General features: G+C 62.9%; 16 protein-coding genes. 10 read left to right on the forward strand and 6 right to left on the reverse strand.

Annotated features, from left to right (window positions below; all coding sequences use genetic code 11):
- Position 1: 1 nt before the first annotated feature.
- Both hemDX and hemC read right to left on the reverse strand, forming a co-directional pair.
- On the reverse strand, positions 2–2,137 hold the full coding sequence (gene hemDX / locus GSQ77_RS20490) for a fused uroporphyrinogen-III synthase HemD/membrane protein HemX (protein WP_158904596.1): 2,136 nt from the start codon (positions 2,135–2,137) through the stop codon (positions 2–4).
- Between the two features lie 10 nt (positions 2,138–2,147).
- Positions 2,148–3,242 (reverse strand): hydroxymethylbilane synthase, encoded by a 1,095-nt coding sequence (hemC, locus tag GSQ77_RS20495; protein ID WP_158904597.1) that lies wholly within the window; start codon positions 3,240–3,242, stop codon positions 2,148–2,150.
- A 184-nt stretch (positions 3,243–3,426) separates the two neighbouring features.
- On the opposite strand from hemC, the gene ppc reads away from it, so the two are divergent.
- The 8 genes from ppc to ureG all read left to right on the forward strand — a co-directional run bounded on the left by ppc (position 3,427) and on the right by ureG (position 12,086).
- Positions 3,427–6,405, forward strand: coding sequence for a phosphoenolpyruvate carboxylase (gene ppc / locus GSQ77_RS20500; protein ID WP_254067719.1), 2,979 nt, complete (start codon positions 3,427–3,429; stop codon positions 6,403–6,405).
- A 97-nt stretch (positions 6,406–6,502) separates the two neighbouring features.
- Complete coding sequence (locus GSQ77_RS20505) at positions 6,503–7,375, forward strand: urease accessory protein UreD (protein ID WP_158904598.1); 873 nt, start codon at positions 6,503–6,505, stop codon at positions 7,373–7,375.
- Positions 7,376–7,503: 128 nt separating this feature from the next.
- The gene (gene ureA, locus GSQ77_RS20510) at positions 7,504–7,806 is read left to right on the forward strand and encodes an urease subunit gamma (RefSeq protein ID WP_158904599.1); all 303 of its coding nucleotides are present in this window, start codon (positions 7,504–7,506) and stop codon (positions 7,804–7,806) included.
- Between the two features lie 21 nt (positions 7,807–7,827).
- Complete coding sequence (locus GSQ77_RS20515; RefSeq protein ID WP_158904600.1) at positions 7,828–8,133, forward strand: urease subunit beta; 306 nt, start codon at positions 7,828–7,830, stop codon at positions 8,131–8,133.
- A 121-nt stretch (positions 8,134–8,254) separates the two neighbouring features.
- A complete protein-coding gene (gene ureC / locus GSQ77_RS20520) occupies positions 8,255–9,961 on the forward strand; it encodes an urease subunit alpha (protein ID WP_158904601.1) in 1,707 nt (568 codons plus the stop codon).
- Between the two features lie 11 nt (positions 9,962–9,972).
- Positions 9,973–10,650, forward strand: a complete 678-nt coding sequence (gene ureE / locus GSQ77_RS20525; protein WP_158904602.1) for an urease accessory protein UreE — start codon at positions 9,973–9,975, stop codon at positions 10,648–10,650.
- The gene (locus tag GSQ77_RS20530; RefSeq protein WP_158906414.1) at positions 10,637–11,335 is read left to right on the forward strand and encodes an urease accessory protein UreF; all 699 of its coding nucleotides are present in this window, start codon (positions 10,637–10,639) and stop codon (positions 11,333–11,335) included. Before ureE ends, GSQ77_RS20530 begins: the two co-directional genes overlap by 14 nt.
- Positions 11,336–11,447: 112 nt before the next feature.
- Complete coding sequence (gene ureG / locus GSQ77_RS20535; RefSeq protein ID WP_158904603.1) at positions 11,448–12,086, forward strand: urease accessory protein UreG; 639 nt, start codon at positions 11,448–11,450, stop codon at positions 12,084–12,086.
- Here ureG and waaA read toward each other — a convergent pair.
- The 4 genes from waaA to GSQ77_RS20555 all read right to left on the reverse strand — a co-directional run bounded on the left by waaA (position 12,055) and on the right by GSQ77_RS20555 (position 16,872).
- Positions 12,055–13,374: a lipid IV(A) 3-deoxy-D-manno-octulosonic acid transferase gene (waaA, locus tag GSQ77_RS20540; protein WP_158904604.1), complete on the reverse strand. Its 1,320-nt coding sequence runs from the start codon at positions 13,372–13,374 to the stop codon at positions 12,055–12,057. The genes ureG and waaA overlap by 32 nt on opposite strands.
- Before the next feature lie 8 nt (positions 13,375–13,382).
- Entirely contained in the window at positions 13,383–14,264 is an 882-nt protein-coding gene (locus GSQ77_RS20545; RefSeq protein ID WP_158904605.1) for a Kdo hydroxylase family protein, read from the reverse strand.
- Positions 14,261–15,310 carry a lipopolysaccharide heptosyltransferase I gene (gene waaC, locus GSQ77_RS20550; protein WP_158904606.1) on the reverse strand — a complete coding sequence of 350 codons (1,050 nt, stop codon included), beginning with the start codon at positions 15,308–15,310 and terminating at the stop codon, positions 14,261–14,263. The genes GSQ77_RS20545 and waaC overlap by 4 nt, the downstream gene beginning before the upstream one ends.
- A gap of 179 nt (positions 15,311–15,489) precedes the next feature.
- On the reverse strand, positions 15,490–16,872 hold the full coding sequence (locus GSQ77_RS20555; RefSeq protein WP_158904607.1) for a phosphomannomutase/phosphoglucomutase: 1,383 nt from the start codon (positions 16,870–16,872) through the stop codon (positions 15,490–15,492).
- Positions 16,873–17,015: 143 nt separating this feature from the next.
- On the opposite strand from GSQ77_RS20555, the gene GSQ77_RS20560 reads away from it, so the two are divergent.
- Complete coding sequence (locus GSQ77_RS20560) at positions 17,016–18,293, forward strand: oligosaccharide flippase family protein (protein WP_158904608.1); 1,278 nt, start codon at positions 17,016–17,018, stop codon at positions 18,291–18,293.
- Positions 18,290–19,168 carry a glycosyltransferase gene (locus GSQ77_RS20565; RefSeq protein ID WP_158904609.1) on the forward strand — a complete coding sequence of 293 codons (879 nt, stop codon included), beginning with the start codon at positions 18,290–18,292 and terminating at the stop codon, positions 19,166–19,168. Before GSQ77_RS20560 ends, GSQ77_RS20565 begins: the two co-directional genes overlap by 4 nt.
- Positions 19,169–19,185 lie beyond the last annotated feature (17 nt).

The raw sequence follows: 19,185 nt of genomic DNA on the forward strand, positions 1-19,185 counted from the left end.
CCTAACCCCGGCTCTTGAACTGACGGACCGCAGCGAGGCTGCCGTTCATATCAGGCACCTGCACGGTGACCGCTGCCTGATCCACTTGCTGCAGCAAGGTCTTCACCGTCTGCACCTGCTTGGAGGCAGGATCGAAGTAGCGATTCACCGAAGCGCTGGCCGCAGTCAGGTCCGATTTCAGCGTAGCCGGATTGCGCGCCAGCAGCGACAGGCGTGCCGAAAGCAGCCGCAGCCTCAGGTTCGCGCGCAGGTAATAGCCCTGGTCGGGCGCGACCAGCATGGCATCGGGGTTGTCGATGCGACGTACCTGCACCAGGCCGGTCAGGCTGCGCCCGACCTCGCTGCCAAGCTCGTCGATCCATACGCGCCAGGCCGGCAGCGTCGACGCTGCCGGCGCTGTCGTGTCGACCGAGCCGACCGGATTGGCCTGTTGATGGCCGGTTTTGGCTTCCCCAAGCAGCGGCAGGTTATCGATCTGCGCGATCGCGTCATCGAGTTTGATCGCTAGCCCGGCGAGGTCCACTTGCGGCGTGGCCTTCAGTTTTTCGATATCGTGCTGCACCGCGCGCCGCACCGTGAGCATCTGCGGACCGCTTGACGCGGCGAGCCGCTCGTCGGCGCTTTGTAGTGCGAAAAGCGCGAGTTGCACGTTGCCCGTCAGTTGCAATTGTTCGCTGGCCGTCGAGAGCATCTGGCCGATTTCGGCAAGCGTCCAGTCGTCGCGATTGCGGGTGAAGTCCTGGTATTGCTGCTGTAACGCCTGTTGCGCGGCCTGTTGGTCCTGCAACTTGCTGTTGAATTGCGTCAGTTGATCGTTGAGCGTGCGTGAGGCGGCCAAGGCTTGCTGGGTCTGCGCGAGGGCAGCTGCGATGCGCGCGTCGCTGGCATCCTGGCGTTGCGTCGACGCTTGCTGGTCGCGATGCAATGCGCGGTTGAGCACGAGGCCACCCGCGACAGCCGCGGCCAGTACCAGTAGCAGGCCTATCCATAGTGGGGCGCGGTGCCCGAAGTTGGACGGGCCGCGCGGGCCGCCAGGCGGTTGGTCCCAAAACGGGCGCTCTGATTGCGTGGCGTCGCCCGCGACGGTATAAGCCGGTGCCGCGCTCGCGGCTGGCCGGGCTGTGCCCTGGGGATCGGATTGCATATCGTGCGTGTCTGTCATGCGCTTGGAGACCAATTGAACTGATTGGGACAGAAGCGCGCTGACGATATTGCGATCGCCGGCGCCCGAGACTGTAACTGTATCAAAACCCAGGCTGCGTGCCGTTTCCGCGATGCGCGCATGGGGCGTCATCACTTGCGCGCGCCGCAGTGACACGAGCTGCGTGGCATCGAGGTGGGCGCGGGCCAGCGCGTCGAGATGGCGCAGGCCCTCGGAGCTGGTCACCACCCACACCACTTGCTGCGCGGGGCCGGCCAGCAATACGTGCAGGCGTTGCCATTGTGCCTCGCTGGGCTGCGGCGCACTGCGATGATAAGCCGTCACGGCGTCGACCGCGACGCCCATCGCTTGCAATGTTTGCGTTAATAGTTCGCGCCCGCCGTCGCCTTTGACCAACAGAACCCGTTTGCCGACCAGGCTATCGAGGTGGAGCGTGTGGTCGAGTGCGTCCAACAAGGCTTCGGAGTCGTAGCGGACGGTTTCGTTCGTGTCATGGGATGAATCGGCGCGGGTATCGGCAATCGCATCGGTAGCCACTACGCTGGACGGCTGCGCGATGGCGCCGCCATCGCCGCTGGACGCGAGCGCGCCGCGCGGTGCAATGACGCTCACACGTGGCGCACTGATGCCGCGTTGTGCGAGTGCGCGCACGCTGCCCGGTCCGAGCACGCCGATCGGCACTTGCGCAGGCCACGGCGTGCCAAGATGCGCGAGCGCATGTTCAATTGCATTGGGCGAAACGAATACCACCAACGCGTACTGTTCGAGCGCCACCAACGCTTGCAGCAAGGGCTGCGGGTCCCGCACCGGCGCAATCTCGAGCAAGGGGAACTCGAAGGTCGCAAACCCCGCCGCACCCAATGCCGCGCTCAAACCCGCGGCCTGCGCCGCAGGACGCGTAACAATCACAGTCGGTTTGGAAGCTGGCGACTCGCCTGAGCCATGCGCGCCGCCAGTCGTTTCCACTCTCGTCATGGCAAGCCCATCATAACGAATCGGCACGATAGTCCGGGTCGGGTGGCCTTGTCGGATCGACCGAAGCCTCCTGTGCGTCCGACAAATCCTGCACGATGCCCAGCGCGCCCTGGTCGATCAGCGTCTGCGCCACCTGGTGGCCCAGTTGCCGTGCCTGGCTCAGGTCGGCGACCGCCGCACACGCATCGGCACGCAGCGTGCGCGCGCCGTCGGGCGTGGCGATCGAACTCTGTAGCCTGAGCTGCGCGCCGTCCCAACTGCCGTAGGCCGCCAGCGGCACCGTGCAGCTGCCGCCCAGCGCAAGCGAAACGGCCCGCTCGGCGGCGGTTGCCAGCGCTGTGTCCCTATCGTCTAGCGGCGCCAGCCATTGGAGCAGGTCCGCGCGGTCGGTACGCGTCTCGATGCCCAGCGCCCCCTGGCCTGCCGCCGGCAAGCTATCGGCGATATCGAGCCGTGCGCGTATCCGTGCGGCCAGGCCCAGGCGCTGCAGCCCTGCGGCGGCCAGGATAATCGCCGCGTAGTCGCCGCGATCGAGCTTGGCCAAGCGTGTATCGAGGTTGCCGCGTAACGGGGCCACGTGCAAATGCGGATAACGCGCGCGCACCATCGCTTCGCGACGCAGGCTGGAGGTGCCCACCACGCTGCCTGGCGGCAACGCGTCCAGCGACGCATACAGCGAGCTAACCAGCGCATCGCGAGGATCTTCGCGCTGCATCACTGCGGCCAGCGTAAAGCCTTCGGGCAGCGTCATCGGCACATCTTTGAGCGAATGGACAGCCAGATCCGCACGCCCTTGTTCCAGCGCAGTTTCGAGTTCTTTAACGAACAACCCTTTGCCGCCGACCTTAGCCAAGGTACGATCCTGAATCTGGTCGCCACGGGTCGTCATGCCCAACAGGCTCACTTGGCAGGCCGGATATAATTTTTGCAACGCAGCCTGCACATGCTCGGCCTGCCACAGTGCCAACCGGCTTTCGCGCGTGGCGATCACCAGCTTGGCAGGCGGCGCAAACCGCGGCGCGAGGGGCGACCCGGCCGGCGTGGTAGCGGACGTCGTGGCGAGCGAAGATGTGGGCAGTGGCGCTGAATGCGTCTCGGAGTTCATGAAAAAGCTTTGAAAGGCCCGCTTGCAACACCTACAGCGTCGTTTCCGACAAAACCGGAATAGGGCGCGCGGGCCGGATTGAGAAGTCGAGTAATGGTATCACGCACCCCTGTGCCAACCGGCTGGCTGGCACAGGCTTATCTGGGTCGCTTATCCAACTTGTAATCAGCGAGGGACTTTCATCGTGACGTCTTCCGACTCGGCCCGCAGCATCGGCGCTGCAACCCACCCCGCTGCATCGGAAACCCCTGCACGCGTTTCCGCCGCCGCGGCCAGCGCGCCGCGCGCCGCACGCGCCCGTGCCCGCGAGGACAAAGATCAACCCCTGTTCGAGGACATCCGCTTCCTGGGCCGCCTGCTCGGCGACGTGGTGCGCGAACAGGACGGCGACGCCGTCTACGATGTCGTGGAAACGATCCGCCAGCGCGCCGTCAAGTTTCGCCGCGAGGACGACAACGCCGCGGCAGCCCAACTGGAAAAGCTGCTCAATGCGCTCAGCCGCGACCAGACCGTCTCAGTGGTGCGCGCGTTCAGCTATTTTTCGCATCTCGCCAACATCGCCGAGGATCGCCACCATATTCGCCGCCGCCGCGTCCACATGCTGGCGGAGTCCCCTGCGCCCGCCGGAACGATCGCTTACGCACTCGCGCGCCTGGCTCGCAGCGGCGCCAGCAAGACCCCGACGCTGCAATATTTCTTCGATCACGCCTTGATCGTGCCGGTGCTGACCGCCCACCCGACCGAAGTACAGCGCAAAAGCATCCTGGACGCGCAGCACGATATCGCCCACCTGCTCGCCGAGCGCGACTTGCCGCTCACGCGCACCGAGCGTGAGCATAACGAAGCATTGCTGCGCGCGCGCGTGACCTCGTTGTGGCAGACCCGGATGCTGCGCGAATCCAAGCTTACGGTCGCCGACGAGATCGAAAACGCGCTGTCTTATTACCGTGCAACCTTCCTCAGCGAGATTCCGGCGCTGTACGCCGATATCGAAAAGGCTGTCAGCGCGCATGGGTTGCCCGCGCGTTTGCCCAATTTCCTGCAGATGGGCAGTTGGATCGGCGGCGACCGGGACGGCAATCCGAACGTAACCGCGGCGACGCTCGAATATGCAATCACGCATCAAGCCGCGGTGATTTTCGAGCATTACCTGACGCAGGTCCACAAACTGGGGGCGGAGTTGTCGATGTCCGAACTGCTGTGCGGTTCGAGCGATGCGCTCAAACAACTTGCCGACGCGTCGCCCGACGAATCGCCGCACCGTGCCGACGAGCCCTATCGCCGCGCGCTGATCGGCGTGTACGCGCGCCTGGCCGCCACCGCGCGCCACCTGTTGGGCGCAACCGCTCCGACCACCCGCGAAACTCCAGGCGTGCAGGCGCACGACCCGCAGCCCTATGCGCATCCCGAAGCGTTTATCGTTGACTTGCAAACGCTGCTCGACTCGCTGCGCGCGCATCACGGTGCGTCGCTCGCGCGCCCGCGCCTGGAACCGCTGTTGCGCGCAGCCGAAGTGTTCGGCTTCCATCTGGCCAGCATCGATCTACGGCAAAGCTCCGACATACATGAAGCGGTGGTCGCTGAGTTGCTGCAGCGCGCAGGTGTCGTGCCGAACTACGCGCAGTTGAGCGAGGCCGACAAGTTGCAGGTACTGCAAGCCGAACTGGCGCAGCCGCGGCCGCTGCTCTCGCCGTATCTGGAATACTCGGAACTCACCCGTAAAGAGCTGGCGGTGTTCGTGGCCGCGCGCGAGATCCGTGCGCGTTTTGGCACGCGGGCCGTGCGCAACGCCATTATTTCGCACACCGAGACGGTCAGCGACCTGGTCGAACTTATGCTGCTGCAAAAGGAAACCGGGCTGATGCAGGCGCGGCTGGTGCCGCTGGACGAGCAACTCGAATCGACCGCGCTAGCGGCCGCCGATCGCGACGATCGCGACGATCCCGATGCGACGGAGCCAGGCCTGATGGTGATCCCGCTGTTCGAGACCATCCCCGATTTACGGCAGGCTCCCCAGATCATGCGCGACCTGTTCGCGCTGCCCGGCATCGATACCCTGATGGAATCGCAGGGCAATGAGCAGGAAGTGATGCTGGGCTACTCCGACAGCAACAAGGACGGCGGTTTTCTCACCTCGAATTGGGAGCTATATCGGGCGGAGCTGGCGCTGGTCGCACTGTTCAAAGACCGCGGCGTGCGGCTGCGGCTCTTTCATGGTCGCGGAGGCACCGTGGGACGTGGCGGTGGCCCGACCTACCAGGCTATCCTGTCGCAACCGCCGGGCACCGTCGACGGCCAGATCCGTCTGACGGAGCAAGGCGAAGTGATTGCGTCGAAATTCGGCAACCCGGAAATCGGGCGGCGCAATCTTGAGACCGTCGTGGCGGCGACCCTCGAAGCGTCGCTCGCGAGCGACCCAGAAACACTGGACGTGCCCGCCGCGTTCGAACAACTCATGCAGCAGCTCTCGGATGACGCGATGCAGGCGTACCGCGCGCTGGTGTACGAAACTCCGGGCTTCACCGACTATTTCTTCGCTTCGACCCCGATCGCTGAAATCGCCGAGCTCAATATTGGCAGCCGACCGGCCTCGCGCAAATTCAACGACCCGGCGCAACGCAAGATCGAAGACTTGCGCGCCATTCCGTGGGGCTTCTCGTGGGGCCAGTGCCGACTGCTGTTGCCAGGCTGGTTCGGTTTCGGCAGTGCCGTGCAGGGCTATCTGGACCAGGCCGCGACGCCCGTCGAGCGCAACAAGCGGCTCGCGCTGCTGAAGAAAATGAACAAGACCTGGCCGTTCTTCTCGACGCTGCTGTCGAATATGGATATGGTGCTGGCGAAGTCCGACCTGGCGGTGGCGTCGCGCTATGCGCAACTGGTCAGCGACAAGAAGCTACGCAAGCACGTGTTCGGCAGGATAGTCGCCGAATGGGAGCGAACCTCGCACTTGCTCTCGGAAATCACCGGCAACGACGAGCGGCTCGCCGATAACCCGCTGCTGGCGCGTTCGATCAAGAACCGCTTCCCCTACCTTGATCCGCTGAATCACCTGCAAGTGGAGCTGCTCAGCCGGCATCGCTCGGGCGTTAGCGATGAGCGCGTCAAGCGCGGCATACATATGACCATCAACGGGATAGCGGCGGGCTTGCGCAATACAGGCTAATCGTAGGTAGGCGAGCGCGGTGCGCGAGAATACGGCCGCTTTTTTGCCGTGATAGATTGCGGATCAACTTCGAACTCACCACGCGATTCGCCGCTCCATGCCGACCAGCGCCCTGAACGATACGATCCAGCCCAGTTGGCAGGCTCACCTCAAACTGGCATTTGCCGCGCGGCCCGGCGGCAGTTTCATGACCGAGCGGCGCCATAGCGGGCCCCTGCGGGTGCAAAAGCCGTTGTACCCGGAAGGTGGCCAGATCTGCCATGCGGTAATCGTGCATCCTCCCGGTGGTATCGCCGGCGGCGACGCGCTCACGATAGAAGTTGACGTGGGCGCGGCCAGCCATGCGGTGCTCGCCACCCCAGGCGCCACCAAATGGTACAAATCGAATCGGCGCAGCGCTCGGCAGCACGTGACGCTGCGCGTGCATGAAGATGCACATCTCGACTGGCTACCGCAAAACAACATCGTATTCGACGACGCGCGGGCCGAACTCGACCTGACGCTGGTGATTGCCGCATCGGGCAGCGCGATCGGCTGGGAAGCGACCCAATTGGGTCGTCAGGCCGCAGGCGAAAGCTGGAACGCCGGCCACCTGCAGGCCACCACCACGCTGATGCGCCCGAATGGCGAGCTGTTGTGGACCGAGCGCGCCATCCTCGCCGCCGACGACCCGCTGCGCGATGCGCCGCAGGGCCTGGGTGGCTGGCCCGCGTTCGGCACCTTATGGGCAATCGGCCCGGCGCGCAGCGAGCAAACGGATGCGGCGTTGCACGAACAACTGACCGCCCTGCTCGGCTTCGATGCGAACTTGCGTAGCGGCTTTACTTGTTTGCCCGGCGGAGTGCTGCTGATACGCGCCGTAGCCCGCCAGATGCAAGCGCTGCAGGCGCTGCAGATAGCGTGCTGGAACCTGTTGCGACCGGTGTTGCACGGCGTGCCCGCGCAGCCGCTGAGATTGTGGTCGACCTGAGACCTTGCGAACGATGCTTCATTTGCCCAAGCCGTCGACTCCCCATCGACCAACCCGTTGCACCAACCGTCGCCCCGTAGACCGATTCCGAATCGCCACACCCCGACCCTGAACGCATTGAGCTGCTTATGAAACTGACGCCTCGCGAAAAAGACAAACTGCTGATCTTCACCGCCGCCTTGCTGGCCGAACGGCGCCGTGCGCGCGGGTTGAAGCTCAATTATCCGGAAGCCATCGCCTTTATCAGCGCCGCGCTCATGGAAGCCGCGCGCGACGGCAAAAGCGTGGCCGAGGTCATGCATTACGGCACCACCCTGCTGGGCCGTGACGATGTCATGGAAGGCGTGCCCGAGATGATTCCCGACATCCAGATCGAAGCCACCTTCCCCGACGGCACCAAGCTGGTGACCGTGCATCACCCGATTCCTTAACCCTTAGCGCGCGAGGCAGCGATGATACCCGGCGAAATCCTGACTGAACCAGGCGAAATCGAACTCAACGTGGGGCGCGAAACCGTGTCGCTGACGGTCGCCAACACGGGCGACCGGCCGATCCAGGTCGGTTCGCACTTCCATTTTTATGAAACCAATACAGCGTTGAGTTTCGAGCGCGAGCAAGCGCGCGGCTACAGGCTCAACATCACGGCCGGCACCGCAGTGCGTTTCGAGCCGGGCCAGGAACGCACGGTCGAACTGGTGGCGCTCGCGGGGGACCGCATCGTCTACGGTTTCAACGGCAAGATCATGGGGCCGCTCTAAAGCGGCGTTCCAAGGCAGCTCGCTGGGCACATCCATTTTTCGAATTCCGGTTTTCGAATACCGATATGCCGAAGTAACGCAAAGCCACTGAAAGCAACGGCAACACGACAAGGATACGCAGATGACTCTTCGGATTGGACGCCGCGCCTACGCGGAAATGTTCGGCCCGACCACCGGTGACCGCATCCGGCTGGCCGACACGGGGCTATTCGTCGAGATCGAGCACGACGCGACGATTTACGGCGAAGAAGTGAAATTCGGCGGCGGCAAAGTGATACGCGACGGCATGGCCCAGTCGCAACGCGTGCATGCCGATGTGGTCGACACCGTAGTGACCAACGCCGTGATCATCGATCATTGGGGCATCGTCAAAGCCGATATCGGCATCAAGGACGGCCGGATCGCCGCGATCGGCAAAGCCGGCAACCCCGATATCCAACCGGGCGTGACGATAGCAATCGGACCGGCTACCGAAGTGATCGCCGGTGAAGGCATGATCGCGACCGCCGGCGGAATCGATACGCACATCCATTTCATCAGCCCGCAGCAAATCGACGAAGCGCTGGCCTCGGGCGTGACCACCATGCTGGGCGGCGGCACCGGCCCGGCTACCGGCACCCTCGCCACAACCTGCACGCCTGGGCCCTGGCATCTGGAGCGCATGCTGCAGGCGGCGGACGGCTGGCCGATCAACATCGGCTTTCTCGGCAAAGGCAACGCCAGCCAAAGCGCGCCTCTGCTCGAACAAATCGCCGCGGGCGCAATCGGCCTGAAGCTCCATGAAGACTGGGGCAGCACGCCGGCTGCGATCGATTGCTGTCTGTCGGTGGCCGACGACACCGATACGCAGGTGGCGATCCATACCGATACGCTGAACGAAGCGGGCTTTGTCGAAGCGACCGTCGCCGCCTTCAAGGGCCGCACGATCCATACGTATCACACGGAGGGCGCCGGTGGCGGCCATGCGCCCGACATCATCAAGGTGTGCGGCGAATCGAACGTGTTGCCCTCGTCGACCAACCCGACGCGTCCGTACACCGTGAACACGCTCGATGAGCACCTCGACATGCTGATGGTCTGCCATCACCTGGACCCGGCGATTGCCGAGGATATTGCGTTCGCCGAGTCGCGTATCCGGCGCGAGACGATCGCCGCCGAAGATATCCTGCACGACCTCGGCGCACTATCGATGCTGTCGTCGGATTCCCAGGCGATGGGACGAGTCGGCGAAGTGATACTGCGCACGTGGCAGAGCGCCCACAAGATGAAGGAACAGCGCGGTGCACTGCCGCAGGATACGCCGCGCCACGACAATTTCCGGGTCAAGCGTTACATCGCGAAGTACACGATCAACCCGGCCATCACGCACGGCATCTCGCATGAAGTGGGTTCGCTCGAAGTCGGCAAATGGGCTGACGTGGTGCTGTGGGATCCGGCCTTCTTCGGCGTCAAACCGACGCTGATCCTCAAAGGCGGGATGATCGCGGTCGCGCTGATGGGCGACCCGAACGCGTCGATTCCGACGCCGCAACCGGTGCACTACCGCGAGATGTTCGCGACCCGCGGCGGCGCACTGGGCAAGACCTCGCTGACCTTCGTTTCGCAGATGGCGCTCGATGCCGATGTCGCCGGCCGGTACGGCTTGAACAAGCGCGTGGTGGCGGTGAAGAACACGCGGCAGATCAGCAAATCGCAGATGATCCATAACGCTTGGCAACCCACGATTACCGTCGATCCGGAAACCTATCAAGTGGTCGCGAACGGCGAGTTGTTGACGTGTGAGCCGGCCAAGAGCCTGCCGATGGCGCAACGTTACTTTCTGTTCTGATGCCTACGACCATGCGCAAGATCGATAAGCGTATCGGTAGCGACATCAAGCTCGCGCGTGCGCTGGTGGCGCGTGCGGCTACGTTGACGCTGCCGTATGAAGCACGATGCAAGAGCCGGCTCGCAGCTCACCTCGATGATGGCGAAGCGGTGGCGTTGTTGATGCCGCGCGGTACGGTGCTGGCCGAAGGCGATGTCCTGGTCGCCGAGGATGGCGCGTTGATCCGTGTGGTGGCCGCTCCTGAATCGTTGATGCGCGTGACGGCTTCGAGCGCTGCGGAGTTGATGCGGGCCGCTTATCACCTTGGGAATCGGCATACTCCGGTCGAACTCGGCGACGGTTATCTGCAGCTTGAAGTGGATACTGTGCTGCGCGATATGCTGCAGGGTATTGGTATGCGTGTCGAAGTGGTGGATGCGCCGTTTCATCCGGAGGCTGGCGCGTATGGCGGCGGTCATAAGCATGGCCATGATGAAACGTTTGCTGAGGATTATGCGCTTGCGCAAAAGGTGTATGCCGAGCATGACCATGGGCACGCTAAGGGACATGATCATGGGCATGGGCATGAGCACGGACATCAGCACGAGCATGAGCACGCGAAAGCGCATAAGCACGGTCACGAGTCAGAGCACAAGCATGACGAAAACTGCCAGCACAACCATCCGCACTCACACGATGCAACTGACTGAACTGATCGGCTTGCTGCACTTGGCGTCGCCGGCGTTGCCGATCGGCGGGTTCAGCTATTCGCAGGGATTGGAAGCCGCGGTGGAAACCGGACAGGTGCATGACGGCGAATCCGCGCAGTTGTGGATCGCCGCCGGACTCGAAGGCGTGCTCGCTCGCTGCGAACTGCCGTTCATTGCGCAGCAAATGCAGCGCTGGCACGCGCACGCGGCCCACGATGCGGCGGCCGGCCCGGCGCTCGCCAGTGCCAACGCCTGGTATCTAGCGAGTAGAGAATCAGCCGAGTTGCGGCAGGAAACCGAGCAAATGGGCTGGTCGCTGGCCTCGCTGTGCAATTCGCTGGAATGGGGCGACGCGGATCAACGCGCCGCGCTAATGACGCTCAAGCCGGTGGCATTGCCGACCGTATTTGCTTTTGTGACTGCCGCGCACGGTGCCGAGGTGCAAGCCAGCCTGACTGCGTATGCATTCAGTTGGGTTGAAAATCAGGTCGCGGCCGCGCTGAAGGCGGTGCCACTTGGGCAACTGGCCGGCCAACGCATACTCTACGGATTGCGTGCGCCGATCGCCGCAGCCGCAACAGGCGCCGCCGAGATCGGCCCCGAGCAGCTATCTACGTTCGCGCCTTTGCTGGGCATTTTATCGGCGCGCCATGAATCGCAATATTCTCGATTGTTCCGCTCTTGAGCCTTGATCGCAACTGACCGCGTCGCTCCACGCACAACTTCATGCACGATTCCACGCTTGATTCCTCGTGTGATCCCACGCTTGATTCCACTAACTCAATTCATTCAACGCCATGACCGCACTCTATCCCGCCCGCACCAAAAGCCTGCCACCCCTGCGCGTCGGCATCGGCGGCCCGGTCGGTTCAGGCAAGACCACATTGGTTGAAATGCTCTGCAAAGCATTGCGCGAGCGCTACGATCTGGTGGTCATCACCAACGATATCTACACCAAGGAAGACCAGCGCCTGTTGACCGTGGCAGGCGCACTGCCGGCCGAGCGCATCATGGGCGTGGAGACAGGCGGCTGCCCGCATACGGCGATTCGCGAAGATGCCTCGATCAATCTCGAAGCGGTAGACCGGATGCTGACGCGTTTTCCGAATGCGGACATCGTCTTTATCGAATCGGGCGGCGACAATCTGGCCGCCACGTTCAGCCCCGAGTTATCGGACCTGACGATCTATGTGATCGACGTGGCGGGCGGAGAAAAAATACCGCGCAAGGGCGGTCCCGGCATTACCAAATCGGATCTGCTGGTGATCAATAAGGTGGACCTCGCGCCGATGGTGGGCGCGTCGCTCGAGGTGATGGCCGCCGACGCCGCAAAGATGCGTGGCGTGCGGCCCTTCGTGATGTGCAATACCAAGGCCGGAATTGGCTTGGCCGAAGTGATAGCGTTTATTGAGCGACAGGGCTTGCTTGTGAGTTGAGCAAAGCGCCCAACACAGCCACCGTGCGCTGCGTCGCGCCACGGTGGCGCGCGGCGAACGCAGCCGCCGCCTGCCCCATTGCGATGCGGCGCGGCGAGTCGACAAACAGATCCTGCACGGCCCGTGCGAGCGCAGCCGCGTCCGCCACGCGCAGTGCCGCGCCACTTTCCAACGCATCGGCGCTCGCCTGCGTGAAATTGAAGGTATGCGGGCCGAACACCACCGGCACACCAATCGCGCAGGCTTCTATCAGGTTCTGACCACCCAGCGGCAACAGACTTCCACCGATAAACGCGAGATCGCAAGCCGCGTAATACGCCGGCAACTCTCCCATCGAATCGCCGAGTAACACCTGCACATCGGCGGGTACGTCCCCATCGGGCAGTGCCCCCCATTGAGAACGCCGCATGCAGCGAAAACCGTTGCGCTCGACCAGCGCTGCCACCTCAGCAAATCGTTGCGGATGACGCGGCACGAGAATCAGCAAAGCACGCGTCAAAGTGGGGTGTTCCGCGCCCGCGTCCAGCACCTTCCTGAAGGCGGCCAACACTTCGACCTCCTCCCCTTCGCGCGTGCTGGCCGCGACCCACACGGGCCGCGCACCGATAGCCGCGCGCCACAACCGGCCCAATTCGAGCGGTTGCGGTGGCGGCGTGATATCGAACTTTAAATTGCCCAGCACCATCACTTCGCGCGCGCCCAACGCCGTGAGGCGCTGCGCATCCGCGGGGCTTTGCGCCAGCACTTTGGAGAACCCGCCGAACACACGGTGCGCGGCCGTACCGAACCTGGCGCCACGTCGCGCCGAGCGCGCCGACATGCGCGCATTGGCCAGTACCAGCGGCACCCGCGCGCGTTCGCACTCGGCTATCAGCGTGGGCCACACCTCCGTTTCCATCAGCACGCCCAGCGCCGGCTTCCAGCGTTGCAAGAAGCGCTGCACCGCCTGCGGCAGGTCATACGGCAAATAACAGCGCAGCACCCGATCGCCGAACAACTGCTCGCCGGTCGCGCGACCGGTCGGCGTCATATGCGTGAGCAGGATCTTCACGTCGGGATAGGTTGTGAGCAACGCTTCGATCAACGGCTGCGCGGCACGCGTCTCGCCAACCGAAACCGCGTGCACCCAAATCAGTTGACCGGTCACGCCGTCGGGGCGATCGCTAAAACCGAAGCGCTCGGGGATATGCTCGCGATAGCCGCGCTCGCGCCGCGAACGCCACAGCAAACGCACCACGGCACTCGGCGCAATCAGCCACCATAACAGTCGATACAAGGTATTGAGCATCTATCGCGTCAGACCAGCGCGCGGCCGGTAAGCCGCTCGAGTATGCCCAGCGGCGCGCATTCGGGGCGCACCATGCCGCTTGCCGGCAAAAACAGAGTCTGCTCCAGCATGAATTGGCCGGACATCACCGCATGCGAAGTCTGATCGGAGAAACACACCCAGACGCTGCCCGGTGCAAACGGCATGGTCTCTTGCGGGCAGTCGCGCTGATAACTCTCGTCGGCTTTCATCGCGTCGTGCAGACCCAGCATGAAATGATCGTAGGCACTGCGTGGTGATTTGGTAACGTGCAGCGTATTGAGCAACCAGGCCGAGCCCGGCAACTGCGGCCGGATACGCGGCAGGAAACGCTGCGCGGCCGCTTCGAACGGTTCACCCACGCGCCACACGCGTGGCACGCCGGCCGGGTTGACGTTGGTAAACACCCGCAGGATACGTTCGCCGTAGTTCGGCCGCGACGGAAAGGCATCCACGTGCAAACGCCTATCGTCGGCGCGCACCGACTGCCGGCGCGTTTCGACCTGCATGGGCCGATAACTGGTCGGCGCGAGACGCAGCGCCGGCGTGTAATGCGGTACCAACGAGTGGATCAGTGCTTGCGATTGAGCGCGAAAACGGCCGATCATCGCGGCAATTTCGGTCTGGACCGCGTGCTCCCCTTGCGCGCCTTTAAGGCGGCCCTGCGCGTCGAGGCTGATGTTGCGCACTTTGGGGTCGCGCACCTCGGGCGTCAGAAAACGCTGCTCGCCCTCGCTCAACGGGAAACCGAGCTTGGGGAAATACAGCACCTTCCCGGCTTCCAGTTCCCTGACCGCAGCACCTTTGACAGCGTCGTCGACATCGGCAAGCGCCCAGTCTTGTGCGTCCAGTTCAATGATTTGCGAGCTCATGGGGATTCTTTAGAAAAGACGGCAGGTATTTCAGTAAAAATCGCTGCGCGGCGCTCGCCGCTTGGGTGGTCGAGCACCGTCGCTACCGCCGCGATAGCTTCCGTCAGCGTAGGCGGCGTGCCGGTGTCGCCCAAGTTGACGATCTGCGGCGACCAGAATCCTTCGGTTTTCCAGCGCGGAGAATCGCAGTAAAGCTCGATGGTCGGACGCCCCAACGCGGCCGAGATATGCGTGAGCCCGGTGTCGACGCCCACCACCAGCGTAGCGCGGCGTATCAACGCCAAGGCCTCCAATACCGATATTTTAGGCAGTACCACCGAATTATCCATGCGCGCGGCCAAATTATTGGCGGCCTGCAGCTCGGCCGGGTTGCCCCACGGCAGCAGCACGCGCATACCGCGCGCGGCGAGATGCTGCGCCAGCTCCACCCAACTATCGTCGGACCAGCGCTTGGCGGCTCGCGCGGTCGCATGAAACAGCATCGCAAACGGCACATCGGGCAGGCAGGCAGGCACCGGTTCGGGCTGCGGCGTGCCCAGCTTGAATTCGACGCGACCGTCAACCTGGTAGCCGAGCACCGCGGCGGCCACTTCGCGCGAGCGCGTCACGCCATGCGTACGCAGGCCGACCGGCACCGAGATGTGATGAAAAATGCGCGACAGGCCTTCATAGCCTGAATCTTCGGTCGCGTTGGCCAGGCCCGCACGGCATCCGTTAGGCGCCAGCCGCGCCATCTGCATGAGCGCGCCGGTCTTGAACAGCCCCTGCGTGTCGAAAATATAGTCGTACGGTTCGCTGCGCAACTGCCGCAGGAAATCGGCCATTTCCGCTCGCGTGGCCGCCGACAGCAAGCTTTTGCGCCAGCGGCGCAGCGCGAAGGGAATCACGCGTCGCACGTCGGGGTGCAAGCGCACCAACTCGACATACGCCTCCTCCACGACCCAGTCGATGCTGGCATCGGGAAAATGACGGTGCAAATCGGACACCATCGGCATGTTATGCACTACGTCACCGAGCGATGACACCCGGACAATCAGTATTTTCAAAGCAGGCATACCGGAAAGGCGCAAACGAATGCCCAGCGTGAACGCCGGGCTGAGACTTCATATGATACCTGCACCAGAAGGGGGCCGCGGCGCTTAGTTGGCGCGGTGTTGGGCCGCGGGCACGGTCGAGCGGGCCGCCAGGCGGGCGAAGCGCTCACCTGGCGGCTCACGACGTCCGCTTAAAACGGCAGTTGCGCCGACGGCTTGGCCGCGAGTATCACCCGTTTGAAATCCTGCTGGATGCGCGCCAGAGCCGCTTCGCTATCGGCTTCGAAGCGCATCACGATCACCGGGGTCGTATTGGACGAACGGGCCAGTCCGAAGCCGTCGGGATACTCCACGCGCAACCCGTCGATCGTATTCACCTCATCGGCGCCTTCGAACTTGGCTTCGGCCTGAAGCTTGGCAATCAACTCGAAGTTTTCGCCTTCGGCGCATTTGAGCTGCAGCTCCGGCGTGCACAGCGAATCGGGCAAGGCATTGAGCAGCGCGCTCGGGTCGCTCACGCGGCTGAGGATTTCCAACAGACGTGCGCCGGTATAAAGGCCGTCGTCGAAACCGTACCAACGGTCTTTGAAGAAGATATGGCCACTCATTTCGCCGGCCAGCGGCGCGCCGGTTTCGCGCAGTTTCGCTTTCACCAGCGAATGGCCGGTTTTCCACATCAGCGGCTGGCCGCCGTGCTTGCGGATCCACGGCGCCAGGTTACGCGTGCATTTGACGTCGTAAATGATCTGGCCGCCCGGGTTGCGCGACAGCACGTCTTGCGCGTAGAGCATGAGCTGGCGATCGGGATAAATGATGTCGCCACCCTTGGTGACCACGCCCAGGCGGTCGCCGTCGCCGTCGAACGCGTAGCCGATTTCGGCATCGGTTTCGCGCAGTGCGCGGATCACGTCTTGCAGGTTTTCGGGGTGAGCCGGGTCGGGGTGATGATTCGGGAAGGTGCCGTCTATGTCGCAGAACAACTCATGGACTTCGCAGCCCAGTGCGCGAAACAGGCGCGGCGCGAACGCACCGGCTACGCCGTTGCCGCAGTCGATCACCAGCTTGATCGGGCGAGCCGGCTTGATATCGCCGACGATGCGCGCCAAGTAGGCGTCGACCACGTCGTGCTCGTGATAGGTGCCGGCGCCGGAGCTGAAATTGCCGTCGGCGATGCGGCGATAGAGCGCCTGGATCTGCTCGCCGAAAATGGCCGCGCCACGCAATACCATCTTGAAACCGTTGTAATCGGGCGGGTTATGGCTGCCGGTGACGACGATGCAGGAATCGGCGCTGCGGCCATCAAGCGGGATCTGCGTCGCAAAATAGCCGATCGGTGTGGGCACCATGCCGATGTCGATCACGTCTACGCCCGCCGCCTGGAGGCCTTCGGCCAATGCCGCGGTCAGTTCCGGGCCGGATAGGCGGCCATCGCGTGCGACCACCACGGCGGTACCGCCCTGGGCGCGAATCTCGCTACCGAAGGCACGGCCGATCTGCCGCGCCACGCCAGTGTCCAACGTGCTGCCGACCACACCACGGATATCGTAGGCTTTGAAAATCGATTGCGAAATCATGAATGTTTATCCAGATAGGCGGAACAGGTCCGCGTTCAACTTATAATTGCGAGCAAGGGCCAGGCAGTTTGCGACGGCGCTATTTTAATGCTTACGGAGCTCCGGGCGGCAATATCGCTACCTCGCTCCCCCACATATAGCGCATGCTGAAGAAACTTAATCACCCTGATGTCACTAAAGCGCTAGGCAATCTGTTCTGGCTCGGTCTCGAAAGACTCGTGCAGATTGCTGTCGCGATTGCCATTAGCGGCCTGCTGGCTCGCTATTTCGGCCCCGAACTCTTCGGCAAATGGCAATACGCCAATACGCTGTTGCTGGTGCTGGCCCCCCTCACCTGGGTGTGCGGCTCCGAAATTCTGGTACCCACCATCGTACAGACTCAGCAAACGCCGCAAAATTCCCCGGAAGGCCCTACCCTGGGCGCAATTCTTGGCAGCGCCTTCGCCTTGCGCTTCATGGTGTCGCTGGCGGCGCTGCTGCTGTGCTGGGGCGCGCTCGCGCTCGGCTGGCTGGATCCCGTGGTCGGCGCGATGCTGGCTGGGCTGGCGGTGACGCTGCTGTTTCGCGAACCGTTCGGGGTAGTCAGCGTGTGGCTGCAAAGCAAGACGCACAGCAAGCCGGCGCTGTTGATTGGGCTGAGCACCGCCATATTGAAAGCGGCGGTGGTTTTTGTGATGGTGCGCACGCTGGTCGCGCCTGGTCGGTTTGGCTGGCTTTGGGCTGCGGAAGCGGCGCTGATCGGTGTGGCGCTGATCGTCTATTTCATGTGGAGCAATGGTGGCCGGCTGGGCTGGCGCATCGAGCCGGAGTTGTTCAAGCGTTTTGTTTCGGCTGGTGCCATCTTCTGGCTGGGGCTGATTTGCATGTATTTGTTTCTGAAGCTCGACAGGCTGATCCTTCAACATTTTGTGTCGTATGCTGCGCTGGGGCGCTATTCTGCGGCCCAACAGCTTAACGAGAACTGGATCACGCTTGCGCTGATGCTCGCACAGACGTTGGCGCCGGCGTTCGTTTACCGTGTCGAGCATCTGCTGAAGCTGCGGGGCAATGTGGTGCGGCTGATGTGCCTGGCCGGTGTGGTGATGGCGTTGGGCTCCATCGTGTTGGATCTGTTGGCGGGTATGATCATTCGCCGGGTGTTCGGAGCGGCGTTCGAGGAGGCCATCCCGATTTTTCGCTGGGCTGTGTGGCTGTCGGTTCCGGCTGCGGTCGAAGCGATGGGCAATTTGATCGTTCTTAAATTCCAGGCGCGCTATGTGTTGTTGGTAAAGTGGTTGATCGCTTTGCTGGTGGCGCTGTGCGTGGACATGCTGTTGATTCCGTTGTGGGGCGCCTATGGTGCGCTGAGCGGCTTGGCCTGCGGTTACCTGAGCGCCACCGCTGTCAATCTTTACTACTTTCGCTACCGGTTGCATCCATGACCCCTGGTACCCCTGGTTCCGAATTTTCCGATAACGCTGATAACGCCGACAGTGCGGACAATGCCGAAGCTTATGACGGCGCCCCCGCGTTAGACGACGTGGCCGTGTTGATACCGGCTTATAACTGCCAGGAGGATCTCGAACGCACGCTGGCTTCGTTGCATGAGACGAGTCCTGTGCGTGTGCTGGTGGTGGACGATGGCAGTACACCCGCGATCGTTTTGCCTGCTTGGGAGGGATTGCGGATAGAAGTATTGCGCTTGGCCGTTAATGGCGGTATCGAGCGGGCCTTGCGCACCGGCTGCGAATTGCTGTTCGAGCAGGGAGTGCGATATATCGCGCGAATCGATGCGGGCGATCTGGCCACTGCGGGACGGCTGCGCCGGCAGCGGACTTATCTGGAAGCCCATGCAGAGGTGGGCGCCGTGGGCGCTTGGGCAGAAGTGGTGACGCGCGCGGGAAAGCGGCTGTTTCTGTTGACGCCGCCGACGCAGCCTGAGGAGATTCGACGCCTGCGGTTTTTCCGCAGTTGTTTCGTGCACCCGGCGATGATGCTGCGGGCACAAGCCGTGCAGGCGGCAGGTAATTACCGTGTGGGCTACCGTGCGGCGGAAGATCTCGATTTGTTCTTGCGCATCATGGAACACGCCGAATGCGCGAACCTGCCGGAAATCGGGCTGCGTTATGAGATCAATGAAGGCGGTATTAGCGCTACGCGTCGGCGTGCGCAGATTAGCTCGACGCTGAGGTTGCAGTTGCGTTATATCGATGCGTTGAATCCGTATTATTGGCTCGGTCTCGCGAAAAACCTGCTGCATTTCGCGGTACCGTATCGCGTTTTGCAGGGGTTCAAGCGCGGGTTATTCAGCGCATAACCATGATTATATTTTTC

It is taken from the genome of Burkholderia sp. L27(2015) (assembly GCF_009765705.1).
GTDB lineage: Bacteria > Pseudomonadota > Gammaproteobacteria > Burkholderiales > Burkholderiaceae > LMUX01.

Bases quoted from the DNA above. Each gene is read 5' to 3' on its own strand.
- ureG (WP_158904603.1), top strand. From the start codon at position 11,448: ATGACCGCACTCTATCCCGCCCGCACCAAAAGCCTGCCACCCCTGCGC.
- waaA (WP_158904604.1), bottom strand. From the start codon at position 13,374: ATGCTCAATACCTTGTATCGACTGTTATGGTGGCTGATTGCGCCGAGT.
- GSQ77_RS20555 (WP_158904607.1), bottom strand. From the start codon at position 16,872: ATGATTTCGCAATCGATTTTCAAAGCCTACGATATCCGTGGTGTGGTC.
- ureA (WP_158904599.1), top strand. From the start codon at position 7,504: ATGAAACTGACGCCTCGCGAAAAAGACAAACTGCTGATCTTCACCGCC.
- ureC (WP_158904601.1), top strand. From the start codon at position 8,255: ATGACTCTTCGGATTGGACGCCGCGCCTACGCGGAAATGTTCGGCCCG.
- GSQ77_RS20530 (WP_158906414.1), top strand. From the start codon at position 10,637: ATGCAACTGACTGAACTGATCGGCTTGCTGCACTTGGCGTCGCCGGCG.
- GSQ77_RS20560 (WP_158904608.1), top strand. From the start codon at position 17,016: ATGCTGAAGAAACTTAATCACCCTGATGTCACTAAAGCGCTAGGCAAT.
- GSQ77_RS20505 (WP_158904598.1), top strand. From the start codon at position 6,503: ATGCCGACCAGCGCCCTGAACGATACGATCCAGCCCAGTTGGCAGGCT.
- ureE (WP_158904602.1), top strand. From the start codon at position 9,973: ATGCGCAAGATCGATAAGCGTATCGGTAGCGACATCAAGCTCGCGCGT.
- GSQ77_RS20545 (WP_158904605.1), bottom strand. From the start codon at position 14,264: ATGAGCTCGCAAATCATTGAACTGGACGCACAAGACTGGGCGCTTGCC.
- GSQ77_RS20515 (WP_158904600.1), top strand. From the start codon at position 7,828: ATGATACCCGGCGAAATCCTGACTGAACCAGGCGAAATCGAACTCAAC.
- hemC (WP_158904597.1), bottom strand. From the start codon at position 3,242: ATGAACTCCGAGACGCATTCAGCGCCACTGCCCACATCTTCGCTCGCC.
- GSQ77_RS20565 (WP_158904609.1), top strand. From the start codon at position 18,290: ATGACCCCTGGTACCCCTGGTTCCGAATTTTCCGATAACGCTGATAAC.
- hemDX (WP_158904596.1), bottom strand. From the start codon at position 2,137: ATGACGAGAGTGGAAACGACTGGCGGCGCGCATGGCTCAGGCGAGTCG.